The organism is Butyrivibrio fibrisolvens, from assembly GCF_023206215.1.
GTDB classification, from domain to species: Bacteria; Bacillota; Clostridia; order Lachnospirales; family Lachnospiraceae; genus Butyrivibrio; species Butyrivibrio fibrisolvens_C.
In genome coordinates this window covers 1,635,676-1,661,457 of record NZ_CP065800.1, presented here as the reverse complement: position 1 = coordinate 1,661,457, position 25,782 = coordinate 1,635,676, and the positions used below count along the sequence as shown (strand labels likewise).

Sequence of the window (25,782 nt, the reverse complement as noted above, 5' to 3'; positions counted from 1 at the left end):
ATATCAGTCTGCTCTTTGAAGTTTCCAGATATCCTTGTTGTATTCCATGATAGTACGGTCTGATGAGAAATATCCTGCCTTAGCGATATTTACAAGCATCATGTGCTTCCACTTATTACGATCTTCATAGTCTGCAAAGATTCTGTCCTTTGCTTCGATATAGGATTCAAGATCGATAAGGGTCATGAACCAGTCTTTATTCAGAAGCTCGTTGTAAAGTCTTGTAAGGTTCTCTTTCTTACCAACCTTAAGGCACTGTTTGCTTACGATGAAGTCTACAGCCTCTTTGATGACAGGGCTCTTCTCGTAATACTTCCTGGATACATAGTCAGCCTTCTTGTAATGCTTAATGACTGTATCAGAATCTATACCAAAGATATAGATGTTGTCATCGCCTACAAGATCATGTATCTCAACGTTAGCACCGTCATCTGTACCGAGTGTTATAGCACCGTTTAACATGAACTTCATGTTGGATGTTCCTGAAGCTTCCTTACTTGCAAGTGAGATCTGCTCGGATACATCTGCTGCCGGGATAAGGTGTTCAGCATAGGTTACGTTGTAGTTCTCAACGAATACAACCTTCATGTATGGGCTTACATCAGGATCATTATTAACAATCTCCTGCAGGCACAGAAGAAGGTGGATGATATCCTTGGCTATAACATAAGCAGGTGCAGCCTTAGCTCCGAAGATAAATGTAAGCGGTCTTACAGGCTTCTTGCCATTCTTGATCTCAAGGTACTTATGAATGATATAAAGAGCATTCATCTGCTGACGCTTGTACTCATGAAGTCTCTTAACCTGAATATCATAAATAGATGTAGGATCAATCTGTACACCTTCATGCTTTTCAATGTAAGCGGCAAGGTCTTTTTTCTTCTCCTGTTTGATGCTTTCTAAGCGATCAAGGAATCCCTCGTCCTTCTCATGAGACAGGAGATCTTCAAGACGAGTAGCATCCTTCTTGTATCCATCACCGATAGTATCAGCGATGAGATCTGCAAGAGGATGATTACAAGAAAGGAGCCATCTTCTGAAAGTGATACCATTGGTCTTATTGTTGAACTTCTCAGGGTAGAGCTTGTAGAAATCGTTAAGCTCAGTATTCTTAAGGATGTCTGTATGAATAGCTGCAACGCCGTTTACAGAGAATCCATAATGTATGTCAATGAAAGCCATGTGGACTTTCTTGTCCTTATCAATGATCTGAACGTTCTTGTTCTTAACCTTGGCTCTTACTCTCTTATCAAGTTCCTTGATATATGGAACAAGCTGAGGCACTACCTTCTCAAGGTAAGCAAGCGGCCATGTCTCAAGAGCCTCTGCAAGGATAGTATGGTTAGTATAAGCGCAGGTCTTAGATACAACCTTGATAGCATCATCCATAGAGAATGCCTTCTCTTCTACAAGGATTCTGATAAGTTCAGGAATGATCATAGTAGGATGTGTATCATTGATCTGGATAACAGCATGATCATAGAGCTTATGAAGATCATACTGACGCTCCTTCATCTCATGTAAGATAAGCTGAGCTGCATTGCTTACAAGGAAATACTCCTGATATATTCTAAGGAGGTTACCTGCTTCATCAGAATCATCCGGATACAGGAAAAGAGTAAGGTTCTTCTCAATCTTGGTCTTATCAAAATTGATACCCTTCTTAACGAGCTTCTCATCAACTGTCTCGATATCGAAAAGGCGAAGCTTGTTGATACCTGAATCATAACCACATACATAGAGGTTATAAAGTCTTGATGTAACTTTCTTGTCACCAAAGTTTACATCAAAGGTTGTATCTGTCTTCTCAAGCCAGGACTTGTTCTCCTGCCACTGATCCTTCTGAGCTGTCTGAAGATTCTTCTCAAATACCTGTTTGAAAAGACCGTAGTGGTAGTTAAGACCTATTCCTTCTCCCGGAAGTTTGAGTGTTGCGATAGAATCAAGGAAACATGCAGCAAGACGTCCAAGTCCGCCGTTACCAAGAGATGGTTCCGGTTCGTACTCTTCAATATCAGCAAGCTTCTTGCCATTCTTACGAAGTATCTGATTGACCTTGTCATATACACGAAGGTTTATAAGGTTATTGGACAGAAGCTTACCAATAAGAAACTCCATAGAGATATAGTAGATCTTCTTCTCTCCGACTATAGGCTCAGCCACACGCATAAGCTCATTGGTAACATCCAAAAGCACATAGTAAGCCTCTTTGTCTGTGCAGTCTGCAAAAGACTTATCGAATTGTCTGTCTGCACTTCTCTCCATCTGCTCTTCAAGATTAAGAACAAGGATATCACGTTGCATGTTTGTTGACATAAATAACTCCTTTCCTATCTCAGGAACTTAAATCGCCGACCCTTGCCGGCACATTAGTTTTGAATCAAGCGGGCAGAAAATCATGCGAGAAGAGAAAACGTTTTCTGCCCTTGTGATATTACAATACCATAAGAAAACGTTTTCCGCAAGTATGATTTTTATTTTCTGATATTATCTTATTATTTCTTCATATTTGAGCCTTACAAGCTCATGTGGCATAGTAACTTCTGTACCTTCTTCGCCATCCAGAAGCCTCTGCATCTCTTCTACCGCTCTTGAGGATATGGCCGCAAAGTTCTGACGCACTGTATTCATCTGCTTGCCTACATATCCCATAAGGACTATACCGTCAAAACCGCATACAGGTCTGAATATATCCATATCTATAAGAGCTTTCATAGCTCCTATTGCCATAAGATCTGATGCACAGACTACGCAGTCCTTGTTTTTTCCATATTTAAGTGTAAGGTTTCTTGCCTGGAGTTCTGAGAAGTTCCCGTTCCTAATAAGAACCTGAAGTCCCAGCTCTTCTTTGAGTTTCCTTATACCTTCAAGACGGGCATCTGTCACATAGCCGTCTCTGGTTCCTGCTATATAGAGAACCTTCTTGCAGTTATTCTCTTTAATAGTCTTCTTGGCAACATCATACTGGGCTCTTGCCTGATCGACGCTTACACAGGAGGTGGATGTTCCTACATAAGGAACATCGATTACTACGGTCTTAAATGTATCACCTTCTATAAGCTGTCTTAGGACTTTGTCCTCTTTGGACATGCCATATATTATGATCCCTTTGATACTCTGGGATACAAAATATCTGGTCATCTCTTCAAGTGACATATTCTCTATCATGCTAAAAAAGATAGTGATAACGTCCATCTGAAGCTCTCTTGCCTTGCTGATCGCGCCGGCTATATACTGCATGTCTATCTCATCAATAGCCTGAGTCTCAACATTGAGTTTAATAAGTAGGGCTACTCTTCCTGAATTCTTGGAAGATAATGTAGCAGCAACTGTATTGGGAACAAAGCCAAGTCTATTCACAACCTCCATAACCTTAGCTTTAGTATCTTCACTAACATTAGGATAATTGTTCAGTACCTTGGATACTGTAGAAATGGCAACACCTGCCTCTTTTGCAACATCTTTGATAGATACCACTTTACACCTGCCTATAGAAAAACGTTTTCTTATATTCTACCACACATTTTTAAGTTTTCACCTTAATATCGGCATTTTATTCCTTCTCCAATAATATGACGTAAGGATCAAAAGTCATTTCGATTTGAGCTTGCTTGAAATCGAATATGAATTTATGACCCGCCAAACAAGAGCAAAGCAGCATGTAGTGCGAATTTGCTCATGTTTGAGGGCGCAAGACATGAGTAGGAAATAGCAATTTTTAAGAATTATTACGTTATTTAATTTATTCTTAAAAGTATGCTAATTGTATACTTAAACACTTATAATTCAATATAAAATAGCAATATATGACCATCTGAATTTGAACTTTTTTACGCAATTGTAAATAAGCAATAATTAGATTGTTATAATGTTACATGAATGTTACAATCGCATTGCATGTGAGAAATAATTTCGAAATTATTACTACAAACATTATTGAATAAAGGAGACATATACATGAAAAGAAAATTCCCTGTAGTATTATCTATGATGCTGGCTGCAGGTCTTAGTACCGCACCGGCGCTTCAATCAAACGCCGCTCCACATATGCATCCATATAATGGTGTAGAAGCCGAGGTTAATTTCGGCTCATCAGGCGTAGATATCGCAACAGAAGCTGACGGAAGAAAAGTTGTATCAGGTATTGAAAAGGGCGACTACTTCACAGTTAAGACTTGTGACTTCTCATCAGGCCTTGCATCCATCACTATAACAGCTAAGAGTGAAGGAATGAGCGTTATCGAGGTAAGAAAAGGAAATGCAAGCGGTGAATCTCTTGGTAACATCAAGTTAAAGAGTACAGATGGTGAGTACCAGACATTTACAGCTAACGTAAAGAATCTTGTAGGCGATAACGAGACTATCACATTCGTAGGTTCTGTAGGTAATGTATCTATAGATAGCTGGTCCGCAGCACCTCTTACTGATATAGAGACTCCGGAAGATCCCACACAGCCTGAAAACCCTGATCAGCCCACACAGCCTGAGCAGCCTGCAGCTTCTGTAGATGCTTACGCAGGAGTTGAAGCTGAGAATGCTACACAGGCCAATGCTGCAGTAGTACTGTCTGCTGATGGTGTAACATATCAGGCCATCAGAGTAAATGGTTATATCGTTGTAAAAAATGTAGATCTTTCTAATGGTATCAGCGGTATCCTTGCAACAGCAAGAGCTTCAAAGCCTAAGGTATCTCTCGATGTATATGTTGACAGCCTTGACTCAGCTCCTATTGCTAAGATCAATGTAACAGGTGCTTCATTTAAGGAATCAGGTGTCAAGCTTACATCAGATCTTACAGGCACACATGATCTCTATCTTGTAGCTAACGGTCATACAGTAGATCTTGACTCTTTCAAGATCCTTCCTGCTCATCAGACTCCTGAACAGCCTGAGAATCCTGACCAGCCTGAAAATCCTGATCAGCCTCAGCAGCCTGAAACCCCTGATCAGCCAGAAAATCCTGATCAACCTCAGCAGCCTGAAAACCCTGATCAGCCAGAGCAGCCCGAGAATCCTGATCAGCCAGAGCAGCCCGAGAATCCTGATCAGCCAGAGCAGCCCGAGAATCCTGACCAGCCTCAGCAGCCTGAGAATCCTGACCAGCCTCAGCAGCCTGAGAATCCTTCCACTACAGAAGGCAAGGATGTAACATATACAATAAACAGCTGGGGAACAGGATATCTTGTAAACTTCAAGGTAACTAACAACACAGGATCAGCTGTAGACGGATGGACAGTTAGAGTCAGAAAAGATCAGGTAAGCATCGATTCAAGCTGGTGCGTGAACATCACAGAAGAAGGCGACTACTACGTAATAACTCCTCTTTCATGGAATACTCACTTAGAAAACGGTCAGACCATCGAATTCGGTCTCATCGGAACAGGTAGCATCGGTGACTCTATCTACGTAACTGTTGAATAATAGCCCCAAGATCATGCCGGATCGCTAAGGGCAAAATATTTCCTCGTAGGCAAAAGAGGTTGAAGAACGAATCTTCAACCTCTTTTTATATATAACTCAAACTACCCACTTGGAAGGGCCGGTATCCCCAAAGTCTTTACAGGGGCAGGCAGTATATATATCATTACCATGCTTTTAATAGTTTTATTAAATCCATGAGCGTGATAGATGGAGATTTTCATTCTGCCCGGGGTCCACCTGTCTGAGCGAAGCGAGTTTGGACCCCAGAATGGAAAGCTCCAGATATCATGCCATGGATTATAAAACTATTAACAGCATGGTAATGATATATATACTGCCTGCCCCTGTAAAGACTTTGGGGATGCCGGCCCTTCCAAGTGGGTTTCAGTTAGTAATATTTATTTCAAAATCTTGTCGATCGCATCAAGTTCGTCGTCAGTAAACTCAAGGTGTTCGATCATCTTGATGTTGTCTAGGATCTGGGAAGGTCTGCTGGCACCTACAAGTACTGATGTAACCTTGTCTCTTCTAAGAATCCAGGACAGTGCCATTTCCGCAAGAGTCTGTCCTCTTCCTTCTGCAATCTCTTTAAGCTTTCTGACCTTGTCTATAACTTCATCAGTTATCTGATCTTCGTGAAGGAAGTGATTGCGCTTGGCCCTGCTATCCTCCGGGATTCCATTAAGATATCTGTCTGTCAGAAGGCCCTGAGCAAGAGGCGAGAAGCATATCATGCCTGCGCCAACTTCCCTGCAGGTATCCTGAAGCTTGTCATCTTCTGTCCAGCGATTGAACATGTTATAGACAACCTGATTTATAAGAAGAGGTGTATGATTCTCTTTAAGAATCTTGGCTGCTGCCCTTGTCTGCTCAGAATTATAATTGGATATTCCTACATACAGAGCCTTACCTGATCTTACGATATCAGACAACGCTTCCATAGTTTCTTCAAGGGGTGTATCAGGATCAGGTCTATGATGATAGAAGATATCTACATAGTCAAGATTTAATCTCTTAAGAGACTGATCAAGACTTGCCATGAGATATTTCCTTGATCCGTGATCACCGTACGGTCCCGGCCACATATCATAGCCGGCCTTAGTAGATATGACCATCTCATCTCTATAAGGACGCATATCCTTATCTAGGATCCTTCCAAAGTTCTCTTCAGCAGAGCCGTATACAGGTCCATAGTTATTGGCAAGGTCAAAATGAGTGATACCATTATCGAATGCTGTATGAACCATATCCAACATATTCTCAAACTTATCTACAGAACCAAAATTATGCCACAATCCCAGAGACACCCTCGGAAGAAAAAAGCCGCTTTTACCGCATCTTAAATACTTCATCTTGTCGTATCTTTTTTCATCTGCCTTGTACATTTCATGCACCCCTTCTTTTTAATCATCAATTATTACAAACTGATATATGTTTTTCGTATGTGATCTTAAATACACTAAAATTATATCTGACAAAGCTGAGGTTTTCTAATCATTTTTTACCCAACATTATTTATTTATATCCATTTAAATTTAATGTTCAAACTTCGTACTTGCCAAACATACGCCACCCTTTGAGGCATCGCTGATGCGGATAGTTTATAATGCATTTTCATATCTTTTGAAGGTGTTATAAAATTCAGGAGCATGAGAGATGGATTTTTATATTCTTCTTAGGGTCTGCATGTCTGAGCGAAGCGAGTTTCAGACCCTAGAATATAAAAATCCAGATATCATGCCCTGAATTATAACACCTTCAAGATATGAAAATGCATTATAAACTATCCGCATCGGCGTTGCCTCAAAGGGTGGCGTATGTTTGGCAAGTGCGAAGTTTGAGTTTAATGCTTTAATATGCGTGTAAAAAAACAGAAACCTGCACAACTGCAGGTTTCTGATCTATAAATGACAAATAATTATTTTGACTTAGTGAAATTCTTAATTGCAAGAAGGACTACAACCATAGCTGCGATGCTGACAGGGAGTGTTACAAGCCAGTTACGTACAAATCCTGCAAGGATATAGCAAAATACTGATACTGCAGCTACTGTAATAGCATATGGAAGCTGGGTTGATACGTGCTTTATATGCTCGCACTGTCCGCCTGCAGATGCCATGATAGTCGTATCTGATATAGGTGAGCAGTGATCTCCGCATACAGCTCCAGCCATGCAGGCAGATATCGCAATTATCATGAGCTCATTATTGATATCACTGTGGAATGCGCTTACTACGATAGGAATCAGCATACCAAAAGTTCCCCAGGATGTACCTGTAGCAAATGCAAGAAATGCACCTATGATAAATACAAATGCAGGTAGAAGACCCATCACCATACCATTTTCTGCGACCTGCTCTACAAGACCTCCAACATATTCAGATGCACCAAGTGAATCTGTCATGGACTTAAGTGTCCATGCAAGTGTCAGGATAAGGATAGCAGGAACCATACTCTTGAAGCCTTCAGGTATTGCATTCATGCATTCATTAAAATCAAGCACTCTTGTAGCAAGATAGAACAAAATCGTTATAAGAAGAGCTGCCATAGATCCAAATACAAGACCTGTAGAAGCATCAGCATTGGAAAAAGCTGTAACGAAGCCTTCTCCGTCAAAGAATCCGCCTGTGTAGATCATACCTATAATGCAGCAGATGATAAGTGCAAATATAGGAAGTACAAGGTGGATAACTCTACCTTTTTGAGATATAGGCGGATTGGGCTGATCTTCTGCACCTGTAAGGCTGGGGTGCTTGAGGCTTCCGTCAGGAGAAGTTGTGATACCGCACTGCTTCTCTGCCTGTGCCATCTTGCCATAATCAAATCCTCCTACAGCTATAGTGATCATCATTACAAATGTAAGAAAAGCGTAGAAGTTATATGGAATTGCACGGATGAACAGTTCAAGTCCATTGGCACCTTCTACAAATCCGGTGACTGCTGCCGCCCATGAAGATATAGGTGCTATGATGCAGACAGGAGCTGCAGTTGCATCAATAAGATATGCAAGCTTCTCTCTTGATACCTTGTGCTTGTCAGTTACAGGAAGCATAACAGATCCTACTGTAAGACAGTTAAAATAGTCATCGATAAAAATAAGAGTTCCAAGTGCTATAGTAGCAAGCTGTGCTCCAAGCCTTGTCTTAACATGAGTACTGGCCCATCTTCCAAAGGCAGCCGAGCCTCCGGCTCTGTTCATGAGCATGACTATACTTCCAAGTACTACAAGGAATATAAGAATTCCAACATTCCATGGATCCGAAAGCTGAGCTATCATGCCATCGACAAAGATATGATTCATAGCTCCGACAGGATTAAAGCCTGAATATAAAAGGCCTCCTGTAATTATACCTATCATCAGTGAAGAATATACTTCCTTAGTGATCAGTGCAAGAACAATTGCAATAATTGGGGGGAGAAGTGCCCAAAACGAGTTAACGAACATTTTAAATCCTCCTGTTTTGTAACTTTAGTCATTCACAAATAGTAAGTATAACACAATTTAATAGGATAAAGTTGCATATTTTTGCATATTCATGCACTGTTTTTTTGCCCATATTATACATTTTTTCAAAATATCAGCCTGCTCCGCCATCTTCGTAGTACAAGATCATATCAAAATGTTCATTCAAAAACTCCGACTCTTCATCTCCAAATTCGCAATCTGTGAATGTGATCTGATCAGGCTCTGAATATATACTGAACAGGTCACCTTTATTATCATCAAACTTGCAACCTGTAAAATACAGATAACCGCTGTTATATGCATTTTCTATGAGCGTATACTCCTCATTGTCTACGAACTCGCAATCATAGAAGTACAATTCTGTAGAATCACCCATAACTTCTATGATTCCATATGTGCAGTCATGTATGCAGGAATCATACATATATACGTTGTAGCTTTCCTTACAGAAAAGTCCATATGCTCCGCAGCCGTACAGATCAAGATTGTCACAGCTTATGCCATTGGATGAATAAAGTGCAAGTACATTGGCAGAACATGTCCCTTTTTCTACATCATGTCCAATAATAAGATTATTAAGGGTAATGTTGTTGCTATTAATGATCGAAAGCACATCATCATAAGCACTATTAATTACTATCTCAGGTCTGTCATCCGGGTCACTTCCTTCTATGGTCATATTGTAGACGCCGCTTGGTCCGTACTCATCCATCCAGTTTGAATATCCCCAGTATGGATGCCCTTCAAGAAAATCACTTGTAGGCTCAAGGACATAGTCACTGATATCATACTTGCCAGGTTCCATGATTATGCGTGTGTTTGGAGCAATCGCATCTACAAACTCTTCCGGAGTTGATACATGGATCTCTTCCTGTTCTTCATAGCTGTTTCCGCCATCATCATATGTATATAAATGGCCCTCAAGTACATCGTCATTAGCCTCTACAAACTCGATCACATCTTCCAGATTGCCTGTTGTATCAGGCAGATAATCCTGATTGAGATAGTCCTTAAGATCATCAACAGGGATCGTTATCTCATATTCGTTATCGTTGTACATGATAGAATATGAATTAAAATGGACGATAAACTGATCTCCCTGGATATAGCAAGGAAGATAATCATACTCCACCATATCATTGATATAGTATAAAGCCATAGGGCTTCCGTCTTCGACGGTCTCATTAACAAGGTCTTTTTCCCTTGGATAAGTTGCAACTACAGCATCATATAGTATCTGTCCCAAGCCTTCCTTGTTTGAGATATAGGCATCTGACCATATCCTCTTTCCCGTGTTTATATCATAAGTCACCAGATATGAATACTTAGTCTCTTCTTCAGAATATGACCAGTAGTAGTTCTCTGATACTTTGAGAGCAAATATCTTATCATCAAATCTAAGGACTTCTACGCCCACATCATACTGATATGAATCATTATCTTCTCTTGGTGTTCCATATCCAAAATAGCTTATGTCATCCTTGGAAGATTCAGCTATAGAATCACTATAATTGGTCATAGCTGCCCAGAACTTAGGATAATCCATCATAAAGTCTTCATTGACTATTATCTCAGGATATGTCCCTGCGGATGTAAGAGATTCATTTTCTTCAAAAGCCGCCGTAACAAGGTGATTAACTATAGTCAAGGGCTTTTGACTGTCCTTGGTAGAATCTTTATTCTTGTCATCTTCCTCATCAGTCTCCTTATCATCTTCATCCTTTTTAGATTCTTCTGTGTTTTCATCCGGGTCAGACTCTAAGGTATTATCAATCGAGCCGCAGGATGTTGCAAAGAGCATCAGACTCATCAGCGCAGCAACTATGATCTTTTTCTTCATAAAGCCTCCTTAATACTTGATCAAAAAAAGCTAATGATATGGGGTTGATTGTTTACATCTTGTATAGGAAAAATTCACTTAATATCTATACTATTTATAATACAATAGATATTAATAAAAATGTTCATAATTCCGATAATTAATGTTGTATAACTCGTATTTTTTTTACAAAGTAATACAACCTTGGTTTCACACTTTGTTCCTGATCAGATCTTTAATATTGATATGCAAAGCATGATAGTCTTCTTTGGTGAATGCGCATTAAGGAGGAACTATGCCAATACCTGTGATCATAATAACTCTTATCAGTTTAGCGTTGATTGCGTCCGGACTTATATTAAATGAATGGACGTCAGGCAATAAAGCATCTCTTGCAAGAAAAAGTGCAAGAAGGCATATGCGTTGGCGTCTGTTACTCACAAAATACGAAAACAGTAATGGAACTATCCCGGATGGGATAATTCGTCTATTTCTCAATCCTGAGAATCTGGCTGCATTTGCTGATGTAGCCTTTGAATCGGTTGAGAGTCTTTCTGCTGCCTTTGGCATCCTATACCGAAACGAAAGAGCCTTCTGTTCACTATTTGGAAGTGTATCGGATGATCTTAGGAGCTTTTTTGCCTATACTATATCAACCTTCCAGATAACAGATAAAGAGCATAACGGAATCTATAAAAAGACTATGCTCTCCTACCTTACTAAAGACTCTGTCTATCTGCGTCAGAATGCTCTTCTTGCAATATACAGTTTCGGAGATGAATCTCTTGTAATAGACGCTTTCCATACTATCAATAAAAAGAGGTTCTATCATAACGAAAGACTCCTTGCTGATGGACTCCTTACTTTTACAGGAGACAAGATCTTACTATCCAGATGTCTTATGAATGTTTTTGATTCTTTTGATAAACATTGCAAGATTGCGATCATCAATTTCATGAGATATGCAGAGATTCACGATCATGACGAAAGATTCATGGAGATGGCCTGTAATGAAGAGACAGATACCGATATAAGATGCTCAGCCATAAGACTTTTTGCAAAAAAGCCAGGCAAAAAAGTTAACAAAGTCCTCATAAAGATAATAAACTCCTGTGCCAATTCCGATGTATGGGAGCCTGCTTCTGTAGCAGCTTCTGCTTTAGGGGACTATGATGATCATGACGGCAATAATGAAGCTATAGATTGTCTCCTTGAGTCAATTCATTCAAAATGGTGGTATGTACGTATTAACAGCTCCAAATCGCTTTCAAAGCTTAGGATCAGTCAAAATAAGATCAATGAGCTTGAAGCAAGCAAGGATGCTTTTGCTATGGAAGAACTAAGCTATGCAATTGATGAACTTCAAATGGCACTCGATAGAGGGATATGATCATGAAAACAATATTATTTATTGTATCGCTAATACTCCTTATCTTCTCAATCTCATTTTTTTATTTTTCATTAAAGAGCTATCTTCCTGTTCGCAAAGAGCGTCAGATAAAGCTCATGCACAAGAGGCTTGATCACGATTTCTTTTTTCCTATATCTGTGATTGCAAGAGCTGACGACTATCCCTTCACTTATATAAACAACCTCCTGACTCAGGATTATAAGCTCTATGAGATAATCCTGACTGACTGCTCAGGAGATAGCGAGAAGATAAAACGCCTTGTTAAGGCTTACTCTTTGAAAGAGGATGATAACAGGCCGATCAGATATTATAAAGACTGCATTCATCCTGATAAGATATACAAGGGACGTGAAGGAAACATTCCGTTGACTCTGCTGGTACTAAGCAAAGAAAAAGCCGATGCTGCAGGGATCCTGCGCCCTTTACTTGCTGCCGGCGTAGCAGCATCAAGGATGCCCTATATATCTTTTTACAAAAATGAGTTACAAAAAATCATCCCCGGTACAAGCCTTAAAGATATGGCGAGATGTGTACTCGAGGATGATAATGTTACGCAGATAAGTATGTATGGTATGGAATTATATAATAAAGCAAGATTTATAAATGATCTTCTGCCTGTTAATGTCAGCGTTTCTGAAGATTGAACTCATCTACAAGATCTGCGTGATCAGTCCAGCCGATGTAATAGGCATCAAGTTCTGAGATCTCATTGGTTATTTCATCATAGATGGGGATCCAGGTAACTTCATCATAGGTTGTATACATTATGTCATTGGGATAGTCTGACTCTATGATGCCTATCTCTTCTTCAGAGAGTCCTATCTCTTCATCTTCCTGATAAAGGTCAATCGCGCCGAACTGGTGCATCATCTCGTGAGCAAATGCAGCCGGGGTCTCTTCTTCATAGTTGCTGTGCATGAACATGTAGGAAAATTCATACACGCTGTCCAGAGCGTACATTCCATAATAGCAGGTAGTGCAGGACACTTCTTCGATAGACTTGTCAGTATTTATATAAACCATGATGGCAACACTGTCTGCATCGTACCTCTTCTGAATAGCGCCTACATCTATGCTGTTCTCTATAAAATACCAGATCTCGTGATCTGCAGAATAATAGTCCTTGACTGCGTCAGATTCTATAGTAAGTGAATATCCAAGATCTTCATCTTCATAATAATCGTAGATGAGATTAAGCTCCTGTCCCCACTTTTGTGCTTCATCCATAAGGAAATTGCAGGCTATGCCAAGATACTCATAGGTGTGAGTGTATGTCTTATTGTCTTTCTTAGAGTCGCCCCAGGTATAATTGGCATCATTGACATATATTGAGATAACAGGAATATTGCCGGTCAGAGTATCGCTACTTCCGTTATCATTCTTGAATACTCCTGTTCCGCCTGTTGACTCATATGGTTCATAGTATTCATCATCGTCATAGCTATTGTCTTCATAGCCGCGGCCTCCCCATGAATCGTCATCATCGTCGCGGTAGTCATCTTCATCCCATTCATTGTATTCATCATCGTCCCAGTATTCCCAGCTATCTTCTGACGCTTCTTCCAAAGACCCTGCTTCAAAACCGTCTCCATAGCCTTCATCATAGCCTGAATAGTATGCTTCGTTATAGCCATCGTCATAGCCTGACTGATAGACCTTGTCATAATCTATTGTATCATCGTCTAAGTCGCCAAGCCCGCATCCTGACAAGGATAAGGCACAGACTGCTGCAAGTATGAATGATATTTTCCGGTATGATGATCTGGTATAAGTTTTCTTCATAAAATCCCTCTAAAAGTCATATGTTAATGATATAGCATATCTGCCAAAGGTGTATTTTATATGCGAAATCTTTATTGTAACTTAAAAGGACTCCTTTAAAAGGAGTCCTTTTACTGTAATCACATTGACCCTCTATCATTATATGCTCTGCGCTATAAAAGGTCAAAAATAAACGATGACATGACATTTTGAAGCATTGCAGGCGAGGAATTAAAGTTGTATGATTAATACTATCATGATTACAAAATATACTGACAGAAATAAATTGGCTATCTACATAATCCTTGCCGTTATAACTGCCGGTGGATTGCTTTATACCCTTTTTCCGGGGTCTTTCCCATCTAAATACGAAAATGACATCATAGCGCTTACTAATGGATGGAGTATCATTTATGACGGCGAAACCAGAGATGATATTGCCTTATCTCAGGCTGATATTAAGGTTGCAGATACAGGTGATACCTTCATTTTGATGCACAAATTAGATGATTATGGTATAAGGTCTGCGTGCCTTTTGATCAAAACCGTTCATGCAAGTCTAAAAGTCTATCTGGATGATGAACTTATATATGATTATGCTTCTGATCTTCTGAATGAACATCGCATCATTCCCATGGGATATGTCTATGTCCCTCTTCCTGACAGTTACCCGGGCAGGATGCTCAGTGTCTATTTTACTGCCGGACAGGACAGCGCCTTTTCAGGCTTTGATACTATTTATATAGGTCTTAGAAAAGATCTTCTGTCCATGCGGTCTGATGCCATGAGACTGCAGTTCTATGTAGGTATCTTTTTGTGCAGTCTTGGCGTTACTTTCTGCGCCCTCACTCCTTATCTTATTTTCAACAAATCTGATTATAAAAGGGTATTTCTTGGAGCACTTATCTCAATAGTTCTCGGGGTATATATACTGGCATCTTCAGATATATTCAACTATTTTTCATCAAGGATGATAGTTAATACCATTTTGGAATACATATCTTTCTATCTGATACCTGCAGTTCTGTGTGCATATGTAGCGGGTATAATGCCACTAAGAAGGATCAAGATCATATTTAAGATTGCTACAGCTATAGATATTTGTATATTCATCTATTTTATAATCGCTCATTTTGCCGGAATCTCACTTTTCTCAACACACACACTTACGATCCATATCCTGTGCGGTATTGAGGCTCCTCTTGCCTTTACTTCAGCTATATATCTTCTGTATACTTCCAGGGGCAAGAAAAAAAATGATCCTGATGTGGTATCTTTTCAGACCCTCCTTCTTGGTCTTAGCATCTTCATAGTATGTGCTCTTACTGAGATCATCATCTTTAATGTGCTGAAATTTACATCGCCGCAAGGAGAGGCAAATCTTAACCTTAGTCTTCTTTCCTTTGGATCTCTTATTTTTGTCATATTCCTCTTCATAGGATATTTTGAGTACCAGATCTATTCCATAGAATCCTTGAACAGGCAGCAGTTTCTTAGCGGTCTGGCATATTATGATCCTCTGACAGGTCTTTCCAACAGAGCAAGGTGTCAGGAAGAGATGCTGATTGCAGGAAGTGACCATAGAAACTATATGATCATATCCATCGACCTTGATAACCTAAAAACTATCAATGATGCTTATGGACATGACGCGGGCGACAAATATCTTAAGTTATTTGCAGATATGCTCAGTAGTTCCTTCAGATCTACTGATATAACAGGTCGTATGGGAGGCGATGAGTTCATTGTCATACTGTATGGCCAGAATCTTGTAGATGCAAACTCCAGAATGAAAGACCTGCAGACCAAATTCTCCCGTGCTCATTTCGGACAGGCCGGGATTACTTATGGATTTTCATATGGTATCGCATCTGATATGGAATTCCCCGGGCAGGATGCTGAGAAGATATATACTATTGCTGATATAAGAATGTATGAAATGAAAAGAAAAAGACATCAGGAAAACAGTAATAAAAAGGCATGAGGTTTCTATGACGGTCAAAAATATAAATGTTATATTGTGGTTCATCTTAATACTGTTCACTACTCTGTTTATGTCTCAGATAATCCTCCATAGTGAGAATACTGCGCCTGTTATAGAGGAAGATCGCCTGTATGTCACTTTAAACAATGTCTACAGAGGAAGGTCCAGTGCAGAGAAGATCAATGCCTTTACAGACTCCTACTCTTTTAACCGCGGAGACCGTATTATTGTAACCTTCAGTCTTCCGGACAAAAAATACGACTTTCCTACTCTTATGCTGGCTACTCAGTTTGTAGGTTATACAATATCCCTTGATGGTACTCCTATATATGAAAGAAGGCTTGAAGAAGCAAAAAATGGTGATTTTCTGCCTAAAGATGTGAATTTCATAACTCTTCCTTACGATGAATATGAAGGAAAAGAGCTCTCTATTGAGATGATAGTATCACAGTCAGGTTCTAAAACTATAATCTATACGCCTTCTTTTGGTAATTTCAACGATCTATCCAGAGGATATACCTGGGACAGAGCTCTGTCTGTATTTCTGGGTACCTTTATGTGTATGTTTGGCGTAATCTATTTTCTCATATCACTGTTCTTTGCAGTAAGGATAAGGGGGCTTGCAAGCCAGATAAGGTCTTCTATACTATGCGTATGCGGAGGAGCATGGATACTCACTTCCCAGAGGATCAACATCATCTTCATGACCAATACTACAAGGCCGGCCTTATATGAATATACTCTTTTATATATATCTCTCCCCCTGATAATGCTCCTTTTCTGTACTATATGCCATATTCTCCATAACAGGATAGCTGCAAGCTATATTCTGGGTGTATGTGCTATTGAAGTTATTTTTGGCATATGCCATTTTACAAGGATCAGATATATCAATACTTTTTCAAAGCCAATCGCGATCATTTATGCAATCAGTGTCATAGGTTTTATGATGTATTCTGTGTTCTATCTTAGAAGGCGTAAGGCATCAACTTATGACAAGGTTCAGATAGCAGGACTTAATACTCTGTCCATATGTCTTATCATCGCTTCTATATTCTTTGCATTAGACAGAAATCAGGCAAGAGAATTTAATAACGCAGCGTCTATATTCATAGGTTTGGGTGGTATCGTATTCGTTGCATCCCGTGTTATGACTTTCATGGTTACTTTGTCCAATGCTGACCCTATGAAGAAAAAAGAAATGGCGCTGTCTTCACTTGCGTACAAAGACTCTCTTACAGGGCTTCCTAACAGAGCTTCCTGCGACAAAGAGACAATGCAGCTGGATGAAACAAATGACGATTATCTTATCATGTCTATGGACCTTAACGGGCTTAAGGAGGTCAATGACTCCAAAGGCCATAAAGCCGGAGATGAGCTTCTTCAGAACTTCACAAATGTTCTTAATGTATGCTTCCCTGACCCTTTCTTCAGGGCTAGGACCGGCGGTGATGAATTTGTAGTTATCCTTAAGAATATTCCTGATGAAAACTACCTAGACAGTCATATAGAACATATGAATAAGCTCTTAAGAGCAAAGGAGAAAGAGACGGGATTTGATCACAGTGTTGCTTACGGAATCTGCTACAGACATGAACTTCCAGCCGGAGCAAATGCTCATGAAGTATATATGGAAGCAGATGCAAGGATGTACAAGCTTAAGAGAGCGCAGCATGAAGCACGAAAGTCCCAGAAGTATTAGATTAACTGGTTGATTTACCTATAGAATAATAATAATAATAATAATAAACCCGATCAACTATGACAGTTAATCGGGAACTTATAAATGAGACACGAGGGAATCGAACCCTCGACAACTTGATTAAAAGTCAAGTGCTCTACCAACTGAGCTAGTATCTCATATATTATTAAACTTCTCATTGAATTTCTAAGAAGTATAATATCTAGCTGGGCTAACCAGATTCGAACTGGTGAATGCAGCAGTCAAAGTGCTGTGCCTTACCGCTTGGCGATAGCCCATTATTAGGTACCATAGCGATTAAATGGCTCTCTCGCTGTCGCAACAGTTCAGGGTGGCTAGTGGGACTCGAACCCACGGTCTCCAGAACCACAATCTGGCGCGCTAACCAACTGCGCCATAGCCACCATATTTCTTCATACGGACAGTGGAGTATCTGTATGAAGGAGTGTGCCCGAAGGGATTCGAACCCCCGACCCACGGCTTAGAAGGCCGTTGCTCTATCCAGCTGAGCTACGGACACACGCTGCATAAAACATAAAAGTTATATGCAAGAGCAGGTGATGGGAATCGAACCCACCTATCCAGCTTGGAAGGCTGGTGTTCTACCAATGAACTACACCTGCTTGGTAAAACTTTGCGTTACAGACTCTAATGAACGAGTCGGGGTGACAGGATTCGAACCTGCGGCCTCCTGGTCCCAAACCAGGCGCTCTAGCCAAACTGAGCCACACCCCGTTTCTTTTGTTTCGGGCTTGCTGTGAAACTCATCAGCGCCGCAACGCAAGGACTATTATATATTCGTTCTTCGAATATTGTCAACACTTTTTTGAAAAATTTTTACTCGTTCAATTATGAACATTATATCGTATTTATCCAAAATTTGCGACAATCTTTTTTCCTAGTGATTGACAGGCAATCGCGCGTATTATAAAATACTTTCTATGCGGATATGGCGGAATTGGCAGACGCGCAGGATTTAGGTTCCTGTACCGTAAGGTGTAAGGGTTCAAGTCCCTCTATCCGCACTCAGTATCAAGCTGTTTAAGGCCCTGCAGATTTTTTCTGCAGGGCCTTTTCTATTCAAGATATTCAAGATCTAACTTCAAGTTCTTTTCTAAGCTTTTACCTGAATCCATTTTCAAATTCTTTTCCAGGCTTTTTCCTGAATCCATTTTCAAATTCTTTTCCAGGCTTTTTTCCTGAATCTATTTTCAATCTCTATTTTTATCTTTTTTACCCAAGTTCTTTGGCAAGAAGCTCTTCCATATCCCTCAAAGCTTTTCCTCTGTGACTGATAGAATTTTTCTCTTCCGGAGATATCTGGGCAGAAGTTTTGCCAAACTGTGGCAGGAAGAATATAGGATCATATCCAAAACCATTCTCACCGGCTATCTCGTGGCCTATGATGCCCTCCATGGTCTTAACTGATGTAAGTACCTTACCGTTTGGCAAAACGGCTGAGACGGCGCATACGAAGCGTGCAGTGCGGTCTTTATCTTCTACTCCTTCAAGTCTTTCTATGATCTTTGCATTTTTTACGGGATACGGAGTATCCTTGCCCATATAGCGGGCTGAATAGATACCCGGTTCTCCCCCGAGTGCATCGATCTCAAGCCCCGAATCATCTGCAAGGACGATCGAATCATTATCTCCAAGTTCATGAAGCTTATTAGCTATAGCTGATGCCTTGATTACGGAATTCTCAGAAAAAGTAGTACCGTTTTCTTCTACATCTTCAAATACTCCGGCCTCCTTCATAGACACGATCTCCATCCCAAGACTTCCGAGTATCTGCCTTATCTCGCGCATTTTGTCCTTATTACCTGTTGCAAAAACAATTCTCATTACTATTACTACTCCTTATACATTTATATTTATTTATTCATATCCGAGTATGCGTATAGGACTGCTTTATATAGTCCTGTTGCCACCTGATCCTGATATGTATGATCATAGGATGCCTCCAAGACGCCCTCAGACACCGCAGGTGCCCCCGGAACTGTCACAAGTACAGATGGAACACTTATATATGTCATAAGCTCATACGGGCGGTCAGACAGGGAATAAACCATGATATTATCTGTATGTCCTACTTCGTATGTCTCATAAGATATATCTGCAAGGACCTGACCGGCAAAGTCATCATTGCCATATCCCCTTAGGTATATATTATCGTTGTAATATACAGCTGTATCTGCGCCGGTGTCTATACATATCACAAGATCCGGATCAAGCTCACCTATCAATGCTCTTTTATCGACAAGTTCAATCTCACCTGCATCTGTTCTTGTAAGATACGCTTTGACTTTTTCTTTTTCCAGCCTGTCTTTAAGTGCAAGGGCTTCGTATAACGATGCATCACTTTCTACGTCATCACCATCCTGAAGGTCTCCCAGAACAGGATCTATCAATATTATTCTGTCATATATTTCATGAGGATTTACAAAAGATACGGACAATGTTCCGTCATCGAGAGTACTGGTATATTCATATATTCCATCAAGTTGAAACTCAAGACTTACTGAGCTGTCATTTTGAGGGACGCAAAGACATCCGGTAACATTGCCCGGAGTTGTAACAGACGTATTACCGGTATAGAAGTCATCAGCTTCTTCTATACTTATAAGAAGCTGACACGTTGTGACTTTATTTTCTATCACTATATCTTCAGAATCGGTTCCTTCGGGAAGAGAGAGCTTTATACAGTCTCCCTCTTCTTTCAAAGTCATGGCAAAAGCCTTGTCAGAAAGTGCAACTTTATCTTCAAAAGCCTCACTTTCCCTGGCCTGTGCCGTATCCTTTATCACTACACTTCTTGTACTTAGATATACAAACATGAATGCCAGAGCAGTAATCGAGAAAATCGAAGATGCGATAGCATTTTTTTTCATAAGAACTGTATATCTGTCACTTCTTCTTTGCTCCAGGGCTATAGCAAGCTCCCCCGCCCCACACTCAGTGTCTTTTTCCATATCCTCAGTCATTGGTTCTGTCCTTTCTACGTGGCGGCTTGGCCCCCATGTACTGGTAGAAATAAGTCTTAAGCATTCCATTGTAGATCTTGCGGTTCTTGTCTGCCTTTTTGCCTATAGCATCCTGTGCTTCCTCGAAGGAAGTGATCATGTACATCGACCAGTCGTCAAGTGCTTTATAACGCTGTCCGAGGGTGCGATAGAGGCTGTAAAGATTTGATTTATCGCCAATTCTTTCACCATATGGAGGGTTTGTGATGATAAATCCGTATTTCTTTCTATGAGAAAGCTGTGCCACGTCTCTTGTCTGGAAGTGGATAAGGTCACCAACGCCTGCCTTATCTGCGTTGATCCTTGCTATCTCAATGACATCAGGATCGATATCGTATCCCTGAATATCAGTTACTACATCCAGATTAACTTCTTCTTCGCATTCCTGTCTTACATCTGCCCAGTTTCCAGGAGTTATAAGGTGAGTCCACTTCTCTGCATTAAAAGATCTGTGAACGCCAGGTGCGATATTAGCTGCTATCATTGCTGCTTCTATCGGAATAGTACCTGATCCGCAGAAGGGATCAATAAGTATCCTGTCTGCATGCCAGGGAGTCAGCATTATAAGTGCTGCTGCAAGGTTCTCCGCAATAGGAGCCTGAGATTCAAGCCTTCTGTATCCTCTTTTATGAAGAGATACACCGGTTGAATCAAGAGCTACTGTTACTTCATCCTTATAAAGGAATACTCTTATAGGGAATTCTTCGCCATCTTCAGGGAATATGGAAGTGTTATAAGCTTCCTTCATGCCCTCTACCATGGCTTTTTTCATAACCCTTTGAATATCACTTGGTGAAAAGAGTGCGCTCTTAACTGTAGAAGCTTTGGTGACCCAGAACTTTCCATCCTTTGGAATGAATTCATCAAGAGGAAGTGCCTTGGTTCCCTGAAAAAGTTCTTCGTAGGTAGTTGCAGTAAATGATCCTATCTTGATAAGGATTCTCTCTGCGGTTCTAAGGCATATATTGGCTCTGCATACAGCGTCTGCATCTCCCTGAAAAGATACTCTTCCATCTGCAACCTCTGTAATATCATAGCCAAGGTCTATTATCTCTCTTTTAAGTACTGCTTCAAGTCCCATATGACAGGGCGCTATTAGTTCATAATATTTCATTCTTAACCTCATGTCACGAGCTAAGCGAGTAGCTAATGGTTCAAATTGATGGAGCTCGCGCCATCAATTTGGGTTTGAAAGTGGAACACTTTCAAACTTAATTCCTTTATAACTATTATTTACGGCATTTTGGCATATAAATACCTGCTATGATTAACATTCTATCATATGTGATGTACACTGGGGACATTTTTGTAAGCACGTGCGCAGACTAAGCTGCATATCTTTACTTATAACAAAGCCCAGTTACAAAAACAACCAAAACGGGCTTTGGACACCCAAGAATAAAGTATCCAAAGCCCTATATATGTTTAAACCCTCATACGATCTAACCTATCTTGCCTACAGTTCCGCCCGGGAATATCTGTCCGTCCACCGTAACCTGCTCTATGACTGTAGTACGCGGAGAATCAATAAGTGATATAAGGCGCTGGGCAGCAAGACGTCCCAGTGATTCCGTATCCTGATGAAGCGTTGTAAGAGGAGGATGCATACGCATAGCGATCGGGATTCCATCGAATCCTGCAACTGAAACATCAACTCCAGGCTGAAGTCCCATCATGTGAATTGCACCAATTCCGCCGATTGCGGCAAAATCATCCGGATAAAGAATACATGTTGGCGGATCCTTGAGCTTTAAAAGCTGCTCTGTACATGCAAATGCCTTGGCAGTATTACGATAATCACCTTCGAGAACATATTCTTCAGGAACATCTATTCCAAAACTCTCGCATGTCTTGTAAAAACTTGAAAGACGGCTCTGGGTAACAGATGAGTATGCACCGTGTACATAGGCGATCTTCCTATGTCCCTGAGAATAGCAGTATGTCACAAGATCCTTCATGCCTTTTATGTTATTGGACATAATGGCTATACGGTTATCAAATACATGGTCTATGGTAACAACAGGAATATTACCTCTTATGAGCTCTTCTACCTTGGGATCATAGAAGTTGACACAAGCTATAACCACTCCATCAAAGCCCCTGTATCTGGCATGTTCAAGATAACTTCTTGGCTGCTGACCTTCACCCTGACTATTGATGAACGTAATGTCATATCCGGATGCCTCTGCTGTCCTTTTGAAAGAATCAAGCACATGAGCAAAATAGTCATGTGTAAGACCAGACATCGCATCATCTACAAACAAAACTCCCAGATTATAGGATCTGCTGGTCTTAAGCGCTTTGGCTGCTGCATTAGGGAAATATCCCATATCAGAAGCGATCGATCTTATCTTCTGTTTGGTCTCTTCGCTAATGTCTCCCCTATCATTTAATGCCTTGGACACGGTAGCAATAGAAACTCCGCAAGCATCTGAAATATCCTTCATCGAAATCTTTTGATTCATACCCACCTCAAAATAAGATAAGCCCACTACTTAATCGTTTTCGTACTTTTATTATAATAAGAGTTGGCAATATTTTCAATTTATTTTTTGTTTTAACTGTTTTTTCGGTAAAATTGCTAAAAACTTTGTATTTTTATGTTTAATATTTCTGTCTGCCATTCTTGAATTCCATTTCATTCTAAATTATAATGAAAATGTATCTTAAACGTTTTCGAAACGAAATTTTCGCGAATGTATTGTTTTTTCGTTACATTACGCACATTAAAAGAGGGGGTCCTATGAAATACGGGCATTTTGACGATGACGCAAGAGAATATGTCATCACCACTCCTAAAACTCCACTTCCGTGGATCAATTATTTAGGAAACCAGGAGTTCTTTTCTCTGATATCAAATACTTGCGGTGGATATTCCTTCTGCAAGGATGCAAAACTCCTGCGTATAACACGTTACCGTTATAACAACATTCCATATGATAATAACGGCAAATACTTCTACATCAAAGATGGTGATACCATCTGGAATCCGGGCTGGCAGCCAACTAAGACCACTCTTGATGAGTATGAATGCCGTCATGGTCTTGGTTATTCCAAATTCAAGGGCGTAAAGAACGGTGTTGAAGCCAATGTTCTTACATTCGTTCCTATGAATGACAGATGCGAGATATCTCGTATCAGGATTAAGAATACCACATCTACAGCAAAAGAACTTAAACTTTTTTCATATGTTGAATGGTGTCTGTGGAATGCGGACGATGATGAGAGAAATTTCCAGAGAAACCTCTCTACAGGTGAAGTTGAAGTTATAGACTCTGCAATCTTCCATAAGACAGAGTACAGAGAAAGACGTAATCACTTTGCTGTATATTCTGTAAATACTAAAGTTGATGGATTTGATACATCCAGAGAGAGTTTCCTTGGACCTTACAATGGCAATGATACACCGGATGTTGTAACAAATGGCGCCTGCACAAACTCTGTAGCAAGCGGATGGTCTCCTGTTGCTGTACATCAGATCAATGTAACTTTAGCGCCCGGCGAAGAGAAGAGCTTCGTATTCGTACTTGGTTTTATTGAAAATGACGAGAACGATAAGTGGGAATCTCCCGGAGTTATCAAAAAAGATCTCGCATGGGAGATGCTGGATCGTTACAAGACAGATGAGCAGGTTGATAAGGCCTTCGATATCCTTGTAGATTACTGGAAGAGTCTTCTGTCCAAATACAATGTTAAGAGTTCCAATGACAAGGTTGACCGTATGGTTAACATCTGGAATCAGTACCAGTGCATGGTTACCTTCAATATGTCACGTTCTGCTTCCTACTACGAATCCGGTATCGGCCGCGGAATGGGCTTTAGAGATTCTTGTCAGGATCTGCTGGGATTTGTACATCTTATACCTGACAGAGCAAGAGCACGTATCATCGATATCGCTTCTACACAGTTCCAGGATGGCAGCGCATATCACCAGTATCAGCCTCTTACCAAGAAGGGTAATGCAGATATAGGATCCGGCTTTAACGATGATCCGCTCTGGCTGATCGCAGGTACCAGCGCATATATCCGCGAGACAGGTGATGATTCTATTCTTGATGAGATGGTTCCTTTCGATAATGACGAAAGCGTAGCTACTCCTCTTATGAATCACCTTAAGAGATCCTTTGATTATATCGTAAACCACAAGGGTCCTCACAATCTTCCTCTTATCGGCCGCGCCGACTGGAACGACTGTCTGAACCTTAACTGTTTCTCAGCCCATCCAGGCGAATCCTTCCAGACCTTTGGACCTTCTGAAGGGCCTGTTGCAGAGTCAGTATTCATCGCAGGTATGTTTGTAAAATACGGTGAAGAGTACGCTCAGCTGTGCGAGCTTAAGGGTGATAAAGCTGAGGCAGAGTATGCAAGATGTGAAGTTCAGAAGATGTATGATGCAGTTCTTAAAGACGGATGGGACGGCGAATGGTTCATTAGAGCATATGATGCATATTCTCACAAGGTTGGATCCAAAGAATGCGAAGAAGGTCAGATCTTCATCGAGCCTCAGGGTTTTTGCGTACTTGCTGGTATCGGTGTCAAGGAAGGCCTTGCCAAGAAGGCTATGGATTCTGTCAAAGAAAAACTCGATACCAAGTATGGTATCATGATCCTCCAGCCGGCATATACCAAGTACCACTTAGAGCTTGGTGAAGTAAGCTCATATCCACCGGGATACAAAGAAAATGCAGGTATCTTCTGTCACAACAATCCTTGGGTATCTATCGCTGAGACTGTTCTTGGTGATGGCGACAGAGCGTTTGAAATCTACAAAAAGACATGTCCTGCATACATCGAGGATATAAGCGAGATCCACTGCACAGAGCCTTATGTATACTCACAGATGGTAGCAGGTAAGGACGCTAAGTTCTTCGGTCAAGGCAAGAACTCTTGGCTTACAGGGACTGCTGCATGGACATTTATAGATATCAGCCAGTACATTCTAGGTGTATATCCTACTCTGAAAGGACTCATGATTGATCCTTGTATTCCTGAAGGTTTTGGAGATTATGAACTTACCAGAAAGTACAGAGGAATCACCTATAACATAAGTGTAAAGACAAACAACACACAAAAAGGTGTTAAAGAGATTATAGTTGATGGCGTTAGCATCCATGAAAAAGCAATACCTTATGATCCTTCCAAGAAAGGATCAACTGTAAAAGTCGAAGTCATTATGGGCTAATAACAGTAACTCA

16 protein-coding genes and 7 tRNA genes are annotated in these 25,782 nt (G+C 40.5%); 7 read left to right on the top strand and 16 right to left on the bottom strand.

Annotated elements, in window-relative coordinates:
* Nucleotides 1–3: 3 nt before the first annotated feature.
* Nucleotides 4–2,316 (bottom strand): glycogen/starch/alpha-glucan phosphorylase, encoded by a 2,313-nt coding sequence (locus tag I7804_RS06820; RefSeq protein ID WP_330390152.1) that lies wholly within the window; start codon nt 2,314–2,316, stop codon nt 4–6.
* Nucleotides 2,317–2,487: 171 nt separating this feature from the next.
* Nucleotides 2,488–3,477, bottom strand: a complete 990-nt coding sequence (locus tag I7804_RS06815; RefSeq protein ID WP_022756174.1) for a LacI family DNA-binding transcriptional regulator — start codon at nt 3,475–3,477, stop codon at nt 2,488–2,490.
* Between the two features lie 480 nt (nt 3,478–3,957).
* On the opposite strand from I7804_RS06815, the gene I7804_RS06810 reads away from it, so the two are divergent.
* Nucleotides 3,958–5,421 (top strand): carbohydrate-binding protein, encoded by a 1,464-nt coding sequence (locus I7804_RS06810; protein ID WP_248405605.1) that lies wholly within the window; start codon nt 3,958–3,960, stop codon nt 5,419–5,421.
* A 398-nt stretch (nt 5,422–5,819) separates the two neighbouring features.
* Here the strand turns inward: I7804_RS06810 and I7804_RS06805 are convergent, their stop codons facing one another.
* The 3 genes from I7804_RS06805 to I7804_RS06795 form a co-directional block, all read right to left on the bottom strand.
* Nucleotides 5,820–6,806, bottom strand: a complete 987-nt coding sequence (locus tag I7804_RS06805) for an aldo/keto reductase (RefSeq protein ID WP_248405603.1) — start codon at nt 6,804–6,806, stop codon at nt 5,820–5,822.
* A gap of 533 nt (nt 6,807–7,339) precedes the next feature.
* On the bottom strand, nt 7,340–8,866 hold the full coding sequence (locus tag I7804_RS06800) for a Na+/H+ antiporter NhaC family protein (RefSeq protein WP_248405601.1): 1,527 nt from the start codon (nt 8,864–8,866) through the stop codon (nt 7,340–7,342).
* A gap of 133 nt (nt 8,867–8,999) precedes the next feature.
* Nucleotides 9,000–10,727, bottom strand: a complete 1,728-nt coding sequence (locus I7804_RS06795; protein WP_248405599.1) for a right-handed parallel beta-helix repeat-containing protein — start codon at nt 10,725–10,727, stop codon at nt 9,000–9,002.
* 274 nt (nt 10,728–11,001) lie between these two features.
* Here I7804_RS06795 and I7804_RS06790 point away from each other — a divergent pair, with 274 nt between their 5' ends.
* Both I7804_RS06790 and I7804_RS06785 read left to right on the top strand, forming a co-directional pair.
* Nucleotides 11,002–12,096, top strand: a complete 1,095-nt coding sequence (locus I7804_RS06790; RefSeq protein WP_248405597.1) for a hypothetical protein — start codon at nt 11,002–11,004, stop codon at nt 12,094–12,096.
* Between the two features lie 2 nt (nt 12,097–12,098).
* The gene (locus tag I7804_RS06785; protein WP_034464083.1) at nt 12,099–12,761 is read left to right on the top strand and encodes a hypothetical protein; all 663 of its coding nucleotides are present in this window, start codon (nt 12,099–12,101) and stop codon (nt 12,759–12,761) included.
* Here the strand turns inward: I7804_RS06785 and I7804_RS06780 are convergent.
* Nucleotides 12,742–13,899 (bottom strand): hypothetical protein, encoded by a 1,158-nt coding sequence (locus tag I7804_RS06780; protein ID WP_248405595.1) that lies wholly within the window; start codon nt 13,897–13,899, stop codon nt 12,742–12,744. The genes I7804_RS06785 and I7804_RS06780 overlap by 20 nt on opposite strands.
* Nucleotides 13,900–14,119: 220 nt before the next feature.
* On the opposite strand from I7804_RS06780, the gene I7804_RS06775 reads away from it, so the two are divergent.
* Both I7804_RS06775 and I7804_RS06770 read left to right on the top strand, forming a co-directional pair.
* Nucleotides 14,120–15,862: a GGDEF domain-containing protein gene (locus tag I7804_RS06775; RefSeq protein ID WP_248405593.1), complete on the top strand. Its 1,743-nt coding sequence runs from the start codon at nt 14,120–14,122 to the stop codon at nt 15,860–15,862.
* 7 nt (nt 15,863–15,869) lie between these two features.
* Entirely contained in the window at nt 15,870–17,564 is a 1,695-nt protein-coding gene (locus I7804_RS06770; RefSeq protein ID WP_248405584.1) for a GGDEF domain-containing protein, read from the top strand.
* Between the two features lie 85 nt (nt 17,565–17,649).
* Here the strand turns inward: I7804_RS06770 and I7804_RS06765 are convergent.
* From I7804_RS06765 to I7804_RS06740, 6 genes are all read right to left on the bottom strand, one after another.
* A tRNA-Lys gene (locus I7804_RS06765) sits at nt 17,650–17,722 on the bottom strand.
* Between the two features lie 48 nt (nt 17,723–17,770).
* Nucleotides 17,771–17,842 (bottom strand) — tRNA-Gln (locus I7804_RS06760).
* A 52-nt stretch (nt 17,843–17,894) separates the two neighbouring features.
* Nucleotides 17,895–17,968: transfer RNA gene (locus I7804_RS06755), tRNA-His, on the bottom strand.
* Nucleotides 17,969–18,010: 42 nt separating this feature from the next.
* Nucleotides 18,011–18,084: transfer RNA gene (locus I7804_RS06750), tRNA-Arg, on the bottom strand.
* Nucleotides 18,085–18,116: 32 nt separating this feature from the next.
* Nucleotides 18,117–18,187: transfer RNA gene (locus tag I7804_RS06745), tRNA-Gly, on the bottom strand.
* 37 nt (nt 18,188–18,224) lie between these two features.
* Nucleotides 18,225–18,299: transfer RNA gene (locus I7804_RS06740), tRNA-Pro, on the bottom strand.
* Nucleotides 18,300–18,507: 208 nt separating this feature from the next.
* On the opposite strand from I7804_RS06740, the gene I7804_RS06735 reads away from it, so the two are divergent.
* Nucleotides 18,508–18,589 (top strand) — tRNA-Leu (locus tag I7804_RS06735).
* 208 nt (nt 18,590–18,797) lie between these two features.
* Here the strand turns inward: I7804_RS06735 and rdgB are convergent.
* The 4 genes from rdgB to I7804_RS06715 form a co-directional block, all read right to left on the bottom strand.
* Entirely contained in the window at nt 18,798–19,409 is a 612-nt protein-coding gene (gene rdgB, locus I7804_RS06730) for an RdgB/HAM1 family non-canonical purine NTP pyrophosphatase (protein WP_248405577.1), read from the bottom strand.
* A 29-nt stretch (nt 19,410–19,438) separates the two neighbouring features.
* On the bottom strand, nt 19,439–20,548 hold the full coding sequence (locus I7804_RS06725; protein ID WP_248405575.1) for a hypothetical protein: 1,110 nt from the start codon (nt 20,546–20,548) through the stop codon (nt 19,439–19,441).
* Nucleotides 20,541–21,701: a THUMP domain-containing class I SAM-dependent RNA methyltransferase gene (locus I7804_RS06720; protein WP_074755384.1), complete on the bottom strand. Its 1,161-nt coding sequence runs from the start codon at nt 21,699–21,701 to the stop codon at nt 20,541–20,543. The genes I7804_RS06725 and I7804_RS06720 overlap by 8 nt, the downstream gene beginning before the upstream one ends.
* Nucleotides 21,702–22,029: 328 nt before the next feature.
* Entirely contained in the window at nt 22,030–23,052 is a 1,023-nt protein-coding gene (locus I7804_RS06715; RefSeq protein ID WP_034454534.1) for a LacI family DNA-binding transcriptional regulator, read from the bottom strand.
* 278 nt (nt 23,053–23,330) lie between these two features.
* On the opposite strand from I7804_RS06715, the gene I7804_RS06710 reads away from it, so the two are divergent.
* The gene (locus tag I7804_RS06710; RefSeq protein WP_248405573.1) at nt 23,331–25,769 is read left to right on the top strand and encodes a GH36-type glycosyl hydrolase domain-containing protein; all 2,439 of its coding nucleotides are present in this window, start codon (nt 23,331–23,333) and stop codon (nt 25,767–25,769) included.
* Nucleotides 25,770–25,782: the final 13 nt, after the last annotated feature.

What these genes read in the sequence shown, in the direction of transcription:
- I7804_RS06710 (WP_248405573.1), top strand. Translation starts at nt 23,331, where the DNA reads ATGAAATACGGGCATTTTGACGATGACGCAAGAGAATATGTCATCACC.
- I7804_RS06720 (WP_074755384.1), bottom strand. Translation starts at nt 21,701, where the DNA reads ATGAAATATTATGAACTAATAGCGCCCTGTCATATGGGACTTGAAGCA.
- I7804_RS06800 (WP_248405601.1), bottom strand. Translation starts at nt 8,866, where the DNA reads ATGTTCGTTAACTCGTTTTGGGCACTTCTCCCCCCAATTATTGCAATT.
- I7804_RS06775 (WP_248405593.1), top strand. Translation starts at nt 14,120, where the DNA reads ATGATTAATACTATCATGATTACAAAATATACTGACAGAAATAAATTG.
- I7804_RS06810 (WP_248405605.1), top strand. Translation starts at nt 3,958, where the DNA reads ATGAAAAGAAAATTCCCTGTAGTATTATCTATGATGCTGGCTGCAGGT.
- I7804_RS06820 (WP_330390152.1), bottom strand. Translation starts at nt 2,316, where the DNA reads ATGTCAACAAACATGCAACGTGATATCCTTGTTCTTAATCTTGAAGAG.
- I7804_RS06790 (WP_248405597.1), top strand. Translation starts at nt 11,002, where the DNA reads ATGCCAATACCTGTGATCATAATAACTCTTATCAGTTTAGCGTTGATT.
- I7804_RS06715 (WP_034454534.1), bottom strand. Translation starts at nt 23,052, where the DNA reads ATGAATCAAAAGATTTCGATGAAGGATATTTCAGATGCTTGCGGAGTT.
- rdgB (WP_248405577.1), bottom strand. Translation starts at nt 19,409, where the DNA reads ATGAGAATTGTTTTTGCAACAGGTAATAAGGACAAAATGCGCGAGATA.
- I7804_RS06780 (WP_248405595.1), bottom strand. Translation starts at nt 13,899, where the DNA reads ATGAAGAAAACTTATACCAGATCATCATACCGGAAAATATCATTCATA.
- I7804_RS06805 (WP_248405603.1), bottom strand. Translation starts at nt 6,806, where the DNA reads ATGTACAAGGCAGATGAAAAAAGATACGACAAGATGAAGTATTTAAGA.
- I7804_RS06770 (WP_248405584.1), top strand. Translation starts at nt 15,870, where the DNA reads ATGACGGTCAAAAATATAAATGTTATATTGTGGTTCATCTTAATACTG.
- I7804_RS06795 (WP_248405599.1), bottom strand. Translation starts at nt 10,727, where the DNA reads ATGAAGAAAAAGATCATAGTTGCTGCGCTGATGAGTCTGATGCTCTTT.
- I7804_RS06785 (WP_034464083.1), top strand. Translation starts at nt 12,099, where the DNA reads ATGAAAACAATATTATTTATTGTATCGCTAATACTCCTTATCTTCTCA.
- I7804_RS06725 (WP_248405575.1), bottom strand. Translation starts at nt 20,548, where the DNA reads ATGACTGAGGATATGGAAAAAGACACTGAGTGTGGGGCGGGGGAGCTT.